Below are 11,175 nucleotides of genomic sequence, written 5' to 3'. Positions count from 1 at the left end.
GTCACCGCAATGACGCGGAGGCACACGTCACCGCAATGACGCGGGGGCACACGTCACCGCAATGACGCGGGGGCACACGTCACCGCAATGACGCGGAGGCACACGTCACCGCAATGACGCGGGGGCACACGTCACCGCAATGACGCGGAGGCACACGTCATTGCAGTGACCGCGAAAACGCGCGTCATCGCGAAGGAGCGCAGCGACTGCGGCGATCTCGTGCCCGCCGCGGCTTCGGTTCTCAAGATGTCTTATCCTGCGATCCGGGCACCCCAGGAACGCGGCGGGCGGCGGACCGGGCGGCGCTGGTATACTTCGCGGCCATGGAACGTCTTGACGCCCTTCTCAAACAGTACTGGGGATACGACACCTTTCTGCCCCTGCAACGCGAGGCCATGGCCTGCTCCCTGAACCGGCGCGACTCGCTGGTCGTCCTGCCGACGGGGGGCGGCAAGTCGCTGTGCTTCCAGGCGCCCGCGCTGGCCGTGGAGGGCATGGCCGTGGTGGTCTCCCCCCTCCTGTCGCTGATGAAGGACCAGGTGGACGCCCTGCGCGCGAACGGGGTGCCCGCGGCGAAGATTGACAGCACCATGAACGCCCAGGAGCGGCGGGAAACGCACCAGGCCATCCAGCGGCGGGAGCTGAAGCTGCTGTATGTCTCCCCGGAGCGCATCGTGCAGCCGGAGTTCGCGGAATACCTCAAGAACGCGGGGGTCTCGTTCCTCGTGGTGGATGAGGCCCACTGCATCAGCCACTGGGGCCACGATTTCCGGCCGGAATACCGCGCCCTGAAAAGCCTGCGCGCCGTGTTCCCGGACGCGGCGGTCCACGCGTTCACGGCCACGGCGACCGAGGCCGTGCGCCGCGACATCCTCCAGGAGCTGGAGCTGCGCGACCCGGAACTGCTGGTCGGCTCCTTCGACCGGCCCAACCTGCGCTACCGGGTCCAACGGCGGACGGACATGTTCGCCCAGGTGCGGGGGCTCATGGACGCGCACCCCGGCGAGTCGGGCGTGGTCTACTGCATCCGCCGCGCCGACGTGGAGTCCCTGTGCGCGCGGCTGGCCGCCGCGGGATACCGCGCCCTGCCCTACCATGCCGGGATGGAGGAGGCGGACCGCCGGAAGAACCAGGAGGCCTTCGCCAACGAGACGGCGGATGTCATCGTGGCCACCGTGGCCTTCGGCATGGGCATTGACAAGTCGAACGTGCGCTATGTCATCCACGCCGCCATGCCCAAGTCGGTGGAGCACTACCAGCAGGAGGCGGGGCGCGCCGGGCGCGACGGATTGGAGGCGGACTGCACGCTGCTCCATTCCCCGGCGGATTACCAGCTCTGGCGGAGCATCGTGGAGAAGGGCGAGGGCGAGGGCCGGGAAACGGCGCTGAAGAAACTCCAGGACATCTCCCGGTACTGCGAGCAGACGGTCTGCCGCCACAAGGCGCTGGTGGAGTACTTCGGCGAGCCGCATAAAAAGGGCAACTGCGGCGCCTGCGACGTGTGCCTCGGCGAGATCGCCGGCCGGGAGGACGCCCAGGAGATCGGACGGTACATCACCTCCGCCATCTGCGACCTCCAGGGGATGGCCGGGCCGAACTACACCTGCCTCATCCTGACGGGGTCCCGCGAGGCCCGCGTCCTGAACAAGGACCACCACCGCCTGCCGTCCCACGGCCTCCTGAAGGGGCACGACCCGCGCACCGTGCGCGGCTGGATTGAGGAGCTCGTCGCGCAGGGCTTCCTCCGCAAGGAGGGGGAGTACAACATCCTGCGCCTCACGGGCCCCGGCACCGAACTCCACCGGGGCGAGGCGACGCCCTTTCTCTCCGAACCGGCCCCCGGGCCCGTCCGCAAAACCGCCGCCAAACCGGCGGCGCGGAAGAGCGTGGCCCCGAAGGTACGGCCCGACGTCGAGCCCCACGATCCGGTCCTGTTCGAGGAACTGCGCCGCCTGCGCCGCGAGAAGGCGGAGGAGATGCATGTGTTCCCCTTCATCATCTTCAGCGACGCGGCCCTGCGCGACATGGCGCGGCGCAAGCCCACCACCCGCGAAGCCTTCCTGGAGGTCAGCGGCGTGGGACATAAAAAAGCCGACGCCTTCGGCGACGAGTTCGTCCACGCCATCAAGGCCTACCTCGACGGGCAGTAAACCCGGCCCCTCTTATCCCCCATCTGCGCACATCTGCGTAATCTGCGGACCGTCCGCGTATTTGTTCTTTTTCCAGAGGGACTCACACGGAGCCACGGAGCCGCGGAGAGAAGAAAGACAAGCCTCCCTGGGAACGCCAATCTCCTGATTGGCCGGTCTTCACAAATGCCGATCGGGAGATCGGCGTTCCCAGGCTCCCCACCCTCCCCATCTGCGCACATCTGCGTAATCTGCGGACCGTCCCCTGTTTCTCTACGAAACGCGCTTGTATACGATTGGTTCCCCCTCTCCAGCAACGTTGCGCAATAGTTGTTCTACCTCAGACTTTGTCATGTCTTTTTGAATCTTTAGGTCGGAAGAATCTATCACGAAATATCCTTTCCCGTGTCTATATCCCTTGGACTCGCCCCCGGTTTCTGCCAAGACACCGTACACATATCGGCTTACAACTCCATACTCGATCACGTTCGGGCCCAACACGACATCAATTCCCCTATTCTTCTCTTTTAAGATTATCCACAGTCCATCCACCTCATCCAAATATAGCCCGTTTACCAAAGAGATATTATGCACCATCCCAACGCTGCAGGATGATGCGGCAAAAAGAAGAACCACCCCTACCACCGTGCCAAGAATCAATTTCATCTCAGAACCTCCCTGAACCAAACATGGCATCTTCCCAGAAACCAACAATCAAATACGTTGATGCCGTTGGCCATGCGGTTGCGGCGGCGGCCGAGGCCGTCGTAGTTCATGGCGACGGAGGACGCCTCGCCGGGGAAGGTGGAGGTGACCTGCTTGAGCTTGTCACCCCGGTAGGCGTAGGAGGCGGAGGCGGTGCCCGCAGTGCGGGTGAGCAGCCGTCCCCAGGCGTCATAGGCGTAATTGGTGGTGGTGCCGTTCGTCACGCTCGACGCGAGCTGGTTCGACGTGTTGCAGGCATAGGTCGTGCTCTTCGCCGCATTCAGCGACCGCGCATGGACCGACACATTGTCAAAGCGGAACCCGCTCTGACCCCTCACCCCCAGCCGCAGGGCGTTCGTGTTCATCGTCGTGCTCACCGCAATGTCCCCAAGGGTACCGCAGACGAAAATGCGCTGTCCACGGCCCGGCCTTTCCACCCGCAGGCTATCATAGTATGCAGGCAATGTCAATCCTCGCCGCGCCAATGGGCTGCTTTCCTCTGCGGCCGGTCTCTGCGGCTCCGCGGCCTCCGCGCTGTATCTTCCGGAGCGGCTCACACGGAGACACAGAGCCGCGAAGAGCCCCCCCTCCACCGTGGCGGGGAGGTGTCTGCCCGGGGGTGGGTTGCCCATACTGCCGGCATGGCCGGACCGGGAGACGGAATGATGGCACAGTGTTCGCGGCGCGGGTTCTTGAGGACGGGCGGACACGGTGCGCGAGGTCCTGTACGGGGCCTACTGCGGCGGCACGAAGCCGGGCATGCGCTGCGTGAAGCGGGGGGACTGGAAGCTCATCCAATATGACGTGCTGGAGGGGTCCGTGCGCCGGACGCAGCTGTTCAACCTGCGGGAGAACCCGCTGGAGCTGCTGGAGGAGCACCATGCGGAGGCGGTGACGGCGCTGACGGGGTCCCGGCCTGCGCCGCACCAGCGGAATCTGGCGGACGACCCGGCCCACGCCGAGACCCGCGCCTCCCTGGAGGCCCTTCTGGCGGCGGAGCAGCAGCGGCTGGACGACCCCCACCGCCCGCGGGGCTGACCGCCGGAAAATGCAAACCACCGGACAACAATTCGAGAAGAGGCACGCCTCGTGGATTCGCAATGACAGCACCGGCACCGTCAAAGGCGCTCACTCACCCATGAGATGCGGAGAGTTCCGGGGCTTTCCGACAAGAGATTGCCGCGTCGGCCGGGGCGGCCTCCTGCTGAGAAAGTACCGGATTCGCTGGAGAGGCCGCGCCCCTGGGATCGCCAAGCTTCCCCTTGGCTTTCGGGGAAGCACGGATCGAACAGGCCCGCGCGGAAGAACCCAAGAGGCCAAGCTGGAGCTTGGCGAGCCCAGGGGGCGCGCGGTTTGGGCGATGGAGGGAGCCGAAGCCGTGGCGAGACGGGAGGGGCACGCGGCGTCTCCTTTTGGAGTGCGGCGGCAGCGACGCCGCTTTGGTTCCCGGAAAAGAGCTGCCGGGAGGGGTGCGGCATGGGTCATCCCCGGGAAAAGCGGTGTCGCCGCTTCGCTCTGCCACCGCACTCCACATAACAGACGGACCCGCCAGGGACGTGCGGGGGCTCGCGCGACATCTGATGCCTGACACGCCTTTCTTCAACGACATCCCCGCCCGGGGGCGGTCTGGGGCTCGCAATGACCGCTTATACCAACTCATCGCGAAGGAGCGCAGCGACTGCGGCGATCTCGTGCCCGCCACGGCTTCGGTTCTCACAACGTCTTATCCGGCAATCAGCGGACCAACGCCCGTTTTGACATTTTGGGCGGGTTTGCCTATGATGGCGTCGGCAGGATTGTGAAAGCGTTTGGGCAGAACACTCATGCATCACCCGGGCACAGCGGAAAACCTCTCATCGGTGCCGTTCTTTCGGCGGCGGAGGGGGTTTACCCTGCTTGAGATGCTGGTGGCGCTGACCGTTATCAGTGTCGGCGTGGCCGTCTTTGTCGGCTTCTTTGACATGGCGCTCGCGCTCTCGCGCAATGCCCGCGACCGGTCGGCGTGCCTGGACCTCGCCCGGTCGGTGCTGGACGATGTGGCCCGCAACCCCGGAGACTACCCGTGGCCGGAAGGCGACGGTCTCCAGCAGGTGGCGCTGCCGGCGGAGAGGAAGGCGCAGGCAAATCCGCCCCGGGTGCTCCTGCCGGGGGAGGCGGCCAAGAAGCGCATGGAGGCGCGGCACAGCCGGTACGCCTGGCGGCTTTTCGTCCAGAAGCCCGCGCCGGACAACCCGCTGCCGGTGCGCGAGGTCACCGTGGTCGTGCGGGCCGGGGGGACTTCCCCCGCCGTCGTGCTGACCGCCTGGGTGCCGGACACGGCGAACGGGGAGGCCGCGCAATGACCCGCCGCCGCGCCGGATTCACGCTGATGGAGCTGCTGGTGACCCTTTCGCTGCTCGGGGTGGTGTCCACCATCGGGGTGACAGCCTTTTTCCGCGTGGCGGACCACTGGACCGCCGCCATCCGGACACAGCGGCTGGACACGCAGGCCTCGGCGGCGCTGGACGCGATCCGGGAGGACTTGGACCGGATGCTTTCCCCCCGGACCGGGGCGGGCGCCTTCTCGTCCGTGTGCCAGACGACGCGCCATTCCTTCGGCGCGGCGGAGGCCGCGGCCAACGACGACAAGCTCACCTTTCCCATCGTCCAGAAGAACGCCGCGACGGGGGGCTTTGAGCGGGCCGTGGTGACGTATGAGATTGACCGCCACACGGCCCTGCCGCGCCTGCTGCGCAGGGTGCGCGGCACGGACGCGGACACGCAGGCGGGGACTTCCGTGGTCGTCGCCGAGGGGGTGTTCAGCATGAGCGTCATGTGCGGCGATCCGCCGGACATGACCTGCGGCTGGAACGCCCCGGAACCGCCCGAATGGGTCGCCGTGTCGCTGGGCATGGCGGACCCGGCGGACCCCGGCGCCGGCCTGAGCCGCACCGCAACCTTTGAGCTGCATGTGAAATGAACGCTCCGCGCCCACATACCGGAACCAACCGCCGCGGCGCGGCGCTGCTCATGGCGCTGGGCATGCTGGCGCTCTTCTCGGTGCTGGGGGCGGCCTATGTGCGCGCCATGACCCTGGAGGACGACGCGGCCGTCCTGCGCGCGCGCCAGGCCCGCACGGAGGAGGCGGCGGCGGGGGCCGTGCGCGGCGCGGCGGAAGAATTGCGGCGGACCCTGGCGGCGGGCGGAGGGCTGGACGGGCTGGCGGACCGGACGCTCCGGATGCCCGTGCAGGCGCTCACGCGGACGGGCCGGGGAACCGGGGGGAACGCGCTGACACCGCAGCCCCTGCCCGACACCTTTGTGCGCGTGCGCCTGACCATGGCGGAGATGGACCCGGCCGCCGGTGCGGCGGACGACCCGGCGGCGGACGCCGTCCGGGGAATTGCCCCGGCGGAGGGGCGGATCTTCCGCATCACGGCGCGGGCGGCGCTGGTGGAAGCGGCGGCGGGAGGCGAACGGGACCGGACACCCGCAGCGGTGGAGGCCGTGGCGCTGGTGGACGGCGGCGGGACTTCGTTTGTCTACTGGAATGGAACGGATGAACCCTACGCGGCCCCCCCGCGGTGACGGAGGACTGATTCCCATGGCGGACACATCCGGCGGCAAGGAAAAGGACACCCCCCGCAAGGGGAGCGTGCTGGGACGCAGGAAGAAGGCCGCGCCGGCGGCGGTTTCGGGCGGGGCCAAGGGCGGTCCGGCGGGATTTTTCGCCACCTCGGGCGGAGTGCGCCACGCGGACGTGACGGTGTTCCTGCGGCAGCTCATCATGCTGCTGGAGGCGGGGGTGCCGATCCTGAAGGCGCTGAACACGCTCAAGGAGCGGGGCAGCCGTCCGGCGGCGCGCGCGCTGGTGGCGGACATTGCGGCGTCCGTGGAGCAGGGCAACCCGCTGTGGACGGCCTTTGACGGGCATCCCGCCCACTTTGACACGGTGTTTGTGAGCCTGGTGAAGGCGAGCGAGGCCAGCGGCACGCTCACCACAGTCCTTCACCGCCTCGTGGACTACCGCACGAAGCGGGAGCTGCTGCGCAGGCGCGTGCGCGGCGCGATGATCTACCCCGTCCTGCTGGTGGTCGCGTGCTTCGGCGCGATGCTGGTCATCTCCTCCTTCGTGGTGCCCGTGTTCGCCGACTTCTTCGGCCGGGCGGGGCTGGAAATCCCCGGGCCGACGCGCTTTCTCATCGCGGCGGCCGCGGTGGTCCGTGCCGGGTGGTGGGCGCCCGTGGCCGCCCTGCTGGCCGTGGTCTTCGCGTACCGGCTGTGGTTCGTGCGCAGCCCCCTGCGCCGCCTCGCCGCCGACCGGGCCAAACTGCGCATCCCCCTGATCGGGCCCATCATCCACAAGAACGCCGTCGTGGAGATGTGCCGCACCCTCGGCCTCCTGCTGCGAAGCGGCCTCTCCATGATGTCCAGCCTCGACCTCACGCGCAACGCCATCCACAACCGCTTCGTCGCCGGCGCGCTCCAGGACATGCGCAGCTCCGTGGAGCAGGGCGGCGGGCTCGAGCAGCCCATGCGCGCCTCCGGCGCCGTCCCCGAGGTGGTGGTGGACATGTTTGTCACCGGCGAGGAGTCCGGCCGCGTGGACGCCGTGGCCGGGCAGATCGCCGACATCTACGAGGAGGAGGTGAACATCGCCGTCGCCGGGCTCGGCGAGGCGCTGCAGCCCGTCTTCACCGTCATCATCGGCGTCGCCGTCCTCGTGCTGTTCGTCTCCCTCTTCCTGCCCCTCATCAACATGATTGACCAGCTGGGCAACACGGCCGGCGTCTGACGCCGCCCCCGCCCGCAGGAGGCCCCCCATGGTGCGACGCGTGTTTCTCGGCGCGGTGCTCGCCGCCCTGGGCGTTTACCTCGCGGCGTGCGCTCCCTGCGCGCGGGGCGATGAGCGCATCCTGATCGTGGGCGACAGCTGGGCCCAGGGGATCTGGGAGGGCCGCGTCATGGAGGCGGCGCTCGCCGGGGCCGGCATCCCCGGCGTGACCAGCGTGGGCGAGAAAACCGCCCTCGGCGGCAAACGCGCCGACCAGTTCGCCACCCGCGAGTACCAGCGGAAGATTCTGTCGGAGCTCCGGCACTACCCCACCGTGGACAGCATCCACCTGATCATCGGCGGCAACGACATCCTGGGCCGGATCAAGGACCGGAACGTGTGCACCGAGTGGACGGAGGAGCAGCGCGAAAAGGAGTGGGACAGCATCGCGGCGGACGTGGAGACCATCGTGCGGTTCTGCCTGGAGCAGCCACAGGTGAAACATGTCGTCATCGGCGGCTACGACTACCTCAACCCTGACACGGCCCGCGAGGTGCTCGCCCTGCTCGGGCAGAGCTTCACCTTTGACGGCATGACCCAGCGCCAGGTGAACGACTGCCTCATCGCCGTCGAGCGGCGCAAGATGGAGATGGCGAAACGCATCGAGGGCTGCGAATACGTCCACAACTTCGGCCTCGCCCAACACGCCCTCAACACGCCCCCCGGCGCCCCCGCCCCCGGCGGCCCGCCCGACTACACGCCCTTCCCCGGCGGCAACCCGGACTACCCCATGCCCGACGCCGCGTTTGACCGGGTGGAGTTCGCCGGCCGCACCTTCGCCGGCGACGGCATCCACCCCAGCGCCGCCACCCACCAGCGCATGCTCCGCAACGCCATTGACCAGTGCTACGCGAAGTGGTACGCCCCCGCGCCCGCCGCGGCGGAAACACCGGCCCGCTGACCTTCATGCACGTCGGCCGATGAGGCATGGCCGTCGGTTGGACCGTGGTCACCATGTCTGCGAAGAGGGCGCGGCAAGCGGCGCCCCTACGGGCGGTGATTCCGGTGTTTTCGCGCATGCCCCAGGCATGGGCAGGTAGCGGCGCCCCTTACATGCTCGCGCCCTGGGCATGCGCACGTAGGGGCGCTGCTTGCCGCGCCCTCTTCGCCCGGGGGGTGACGGACGGGGGCGGGTGTCATCCGGGCGGGGGGTGCGGGCCGTTGCCTTGCCGTGGTTTCGGCGGGTTTGGGCGGCGCGGGGCGCGGTGGGGCGGAGGTTTGGATTTCCCCCTGTTTTCTGGTATAATCGGCCCTCCGGCGGGGACCCGTTAAGTCCTTTACTTTCCATGATTTAGATTTGCACTCGGCGCGGCCGCGCCTGCGGCGGCGGCGCGTTTTGCTGAAAGGGCGCATTGTGTTTGGAATACTCCGTTATCTCCCGGGCCTGTTTTCGCATGACATGGCCATTGACCTGGGCACGGCGAACACGCTGGTGTATGTGAAGGGCCAGGGCATCGTGCTGAGCGAGCCGTCGGTGGTGGCGATCAACAAGGACACGGGGCTTCCGCGTGCGGTGGGGAACGAGGCGAAGCACATGATCGGCCGCACGCCGGGGAACATCGTGGCGATCCGGCCGATGAAGGACGGGGTGATCGCGGACTTCGAGATCACGGAGGTGATGCTCCGCTACTTCATCCACAAGGTGCACAACCGCCGGCGGCTGGCGTGGCCGCGGGTGGCGGTGAGCGTGCCCTCGGGAATCACGGCGGTGGAGCGGCGCGCGGTGGTGGAGAGCGCGGTGCAGGCGGGGGCGAAGAAGGTGTACATCATCGAGGAGCCGATGGCGGCGGCGATCGGGGCGGGGCTTCCGGTGCAGGAGCCGCAGGGCTGCATGATCGTGGACATCGGCGGCGGGACGACGGAGGTGGCGGTGATCTCGCTGGGCGGGATCGTGTTCGCGAAGTCGGTGCGCGTGGCGGGCGACGGGATGGACCAGGCGGTGATCCAGCACCTGAAGCGCACCTACAACATGATGGTGGGCGAGCGGACGGCGGAGGACATCAAGATCGCCATCGGGTCGGCGTTCCCGCTGAAGGAGGAGCTGGAGATGCAGGTGAAGGGCCGGGACCAGGTGATGGGGCTGCCCAAGGTGATCACCATCACGTCGGAGGAGATCCGCGAGGCGCTGCAGGAGCCGGTGAGCGCGATCGTGGACGCGGTGCGGGTGACGCTGGAGCGGACGCCGCCGGAGCTGTCGGCGGACATCGTGGACCGGGGCGTGGTGCTGGCGGGCGGCGGCGCGCTGCTGCGCGGGCTGGACGAGCTGATCCACAAGGAGACGGGCCTGCATGTGACGGTGGCGGAGGACCCGCTGGGGGCGGTGGTGCTGGGGGGCGGCAAGTTCCTGGAGGAGCTGAAGCATTTCAAGCCCGAAGAAGTCTGACGCGCCTGAGGCGCCCGCGCCGGACCCCGGCCCGCGGGCGCGTGGAGAATCCCCCCGTTGCTGAACATTGGGCGCATACTGAGCGAGCACCGGCCGGTGGTCGTGCTCGCGGCCCTGGTGCTGGCGTGCGCGGTGTCGCTCGTCCGGGGCACCGAATCCTCCCTCGTGCGGCGCGGGGTCATGCGCGTGGTCACCACGACGGCCTACCCCTTCCAGAAGGCCCGCAAGGCGGCGGCGGACCGCCTGGGCAGCGCCTACCGCTACGTTTCCGACTACCAGGGCGCGCTGGCGGAGGCCGCCCGTCTCCGGGAGGAGACGGCGAAGCTGAAGCTGGACACGGCGCGGCTGGCCATGCTGGAGCGGGAGAACGCGCGGCTGCGCGAGATGGCCCGCTACCTCCGCGAGACGCCGCGCCTGACGCTGGAGCCCGCCGCGATCCTGGAGACCTACAAGGGCATGCTGCGCATTGACCGGGGCAGCCGCCACGGCGTGCGCCCGGCCACCTGCGTGGTGGGCCCGCAGGGCGTGGTGGGGGTGGTCACGGAGACGGCGGACTTCACCTCGACGGTGGCGACGCTGCACCATGTGGACTGCCGCATCGGCGCGATGGTGCTGCGGAACCGGGTGCGCGCCTACGACGGGGTGGTGCAGGCGAACGGCAGCGACTTCAACCGCATCTGCACCATGGAATACATAGACATGAAGGAGGACATCCGGCCGGGGGACGTGGTGGTCACGAGCCCGGAGAGCCTCTTCCCCCCGGGGCTGCTGATCGGCCGCATCGGCGCGGTGCACGACGGGGGCGCGCTGTGGAAGAGCGCCGAGGTGGTTCCCGCCGTGAACCCCTACGCCGTGGACGAGGTGTTTCTGATCCGCCGCGCGGTGGACGACCCCGAATACGTGGGCGGCCCCGCGGGCGACTTTCTGGACCTGCCGCCCGCGCCGGACGCGGCCGCGTCGCGCGCGCCGGAAACCCCGGACACGCGCCCGCTGCAGGAAAGGTACGCGCCGTGAGGTGGCGGGGCGGGTCCATCGGCCGGAACCTGTGGTGGTTCGCCTGGGCGGTGCTCTTCGCGCTGTTCCAGACCAACTGGCCGGAGCTGCTCCGGCTGGAGGGGGTGATGCCGGACCTCGTGCTGGTGATG

The 11,175-nt window shown here is 68.5% G+C and carries 11 protein-coding genes; 9 read left to right on the top strand and 2 right to left on the bottom strand.

Annotation, left to right across the window (positions count from 1 at the left end):
• Positions 1-323: 323 nt before the first annotated feature.
• Positions 324-2,150, top strand: coding sequence for an ATP-dependent DNA helicase RecQ (locus GXY15_04615; GenBank protein ID NLV40495.1), 1,827 nt, complete (start codon positions 324-326; stop codon positions 2,148-2,150).
• Positions 2,151-2,402: 252 nt separating this feature from the next.
• On the opposite strand, the gene GXY15_04610 is transcribed toward GXY15_04615, so the two are convergent.
• Both GXY15_04610 and GXY15_04605 read right to left on the bottom strand, forming a co-directional pair.
• Positions 2,403-2,795, bottom strand: a complete 393-nt coding sequence (locus tag GXY15_04610; GenBank protein ID NLV40494.1) for a hypothetical protein — start codon at positions 2,793-2,795, stop codon at positions 2,403-2,405.
• A complete protein-coding gene (locus tag GXY15_04605; protein ID NLV40493.1) occupies positions 2,792-3,211 on the bottom strand; it encodes a hypothetical protein in 420 nt (139 codons plus the stop codon). The genes GXY15_04610 and GXY15_04605 overlap by 4 nt, the downstream gene beginning before the upstream one ends.
• 334 nt (positions 3,212-3,545) lie before the next feature.
• On the opposite strand from GXY15_04605, the gene GXY15_04600 reads away from it, so the two are divergent.
• The 8 genes from GXY15_04600 to GXY15_04565 all read left to right on the top strand — a co-directional run bounded on the left by GXY15_04600 (position 3,546) and on the right by GXY15_04565 (position 11,044).
• Entirely contained in the window at positions 3,546-3,872 is a 327-nt protein-coding gene (locus GXY15_04600; protein ID NLV40492.1) for a hypothetical protein, read from the top strand.
• An 821-nt stretch (positions 3,873-4,693) separates the two neighbouring features.
• Positions 4,694-5,176 carry a prepilin-type N-terminal cleavage/methylation domain-containing protein gene (locus GXY15_04595; protein NLV40491.1) on the top strand — a complete coding sequence of 161 codons (483 nt, stop codon included), beginning with the start codon at positions 4,694-4,696 and terminating at the stop codon, positions 5,174-5,176.
• Positions 5,173-5,793, top strand: coding sequence for a type II secretion system protein (locus tag GXY15_04590; GenBank protein NLV40490.1), 621 nt, complete (start codon positions 5,173-5,175; stop codon positions 5,791-5,793). Before GXY15_04595 ends, GXY15_04590 begins: the two co-directional genes overlap by 4 nt.
• Complete coding sequence (locus tag GXY15_04585; GenBank protein ID NLV40489.1) at positions 5,790-6,401, top strand: hypothetical protein; 612 nt, start codon at positions 5,790-5,792, stop codon at positions 6,399-6,401. The genes GXY15_04590 and GXY15_04585 overlap by 4 nt, the downstream gene beginning before the upstream one ends.
• A 16-nt stretch (positions 6,402-6,417) precedes the next feature.
• Positions 6,418-7,608 (top strand): type II secretion system F family protein, encoded by a 1,191-nt coding sequence (locus GXY15_04580; protein NLV40488.1) that lies wholly within the window; start codon positions 6,418-6,420, stop codon positions 7,606-7,608.
• A gap of 28 nt (positions 7,609-7,636) precedes the next feature.
• The gene (locus tag GXY15_04575) at positions 7,637-8,548 is read left to right on the top strand and encodes a hypothetical protein (GenBank protein ID NLV40487.1); all 912 of its coding nucleotides are present in this window, start codon (positions 7,637-7,639) and stop codon (positions 8,546-8,548) included.
• 462 nt (positions 8,549-9,010) lie between these two features.
• Positions 9,011-10,030, top strand: a complete 1,020-nt coding sequence (locus GXY15_04570; protein ID NLV40486.1) for a rod shape-determining protein — start codon at positions 9,011-9,013, stop codon at positions 10,028-10,030.
• Positions 10,031-10,087: 57 nt separating this feature from the next.
• On the top strand, positions 10,088-11,044 hold the full coding sequence (locus tag GXY15_04565) for a rod shape-determining protein MreC (protein NLV40485.1): 957 nt from the start codon (positions 10,088-10,090) through the stop codon (positions 11,042-11,044).
• The last annotated feature ends 131 nt before the right edge of the window (positions 11,045-11,175 follow it).

The sequence above is a fragment of the Candidatus Hydrogenedentota bacterium genome (assembly GCA_012730045.1).
Classification (GTDB): domain Bacteria; phylum Hydrogenedentota; class Hydrogenedentia; order Hydrogenedentales; family CAITNO01; genus JAAYBR01.
This window is presented reverse-complemented; position numbering and strand designations above follow the sequence as displayed.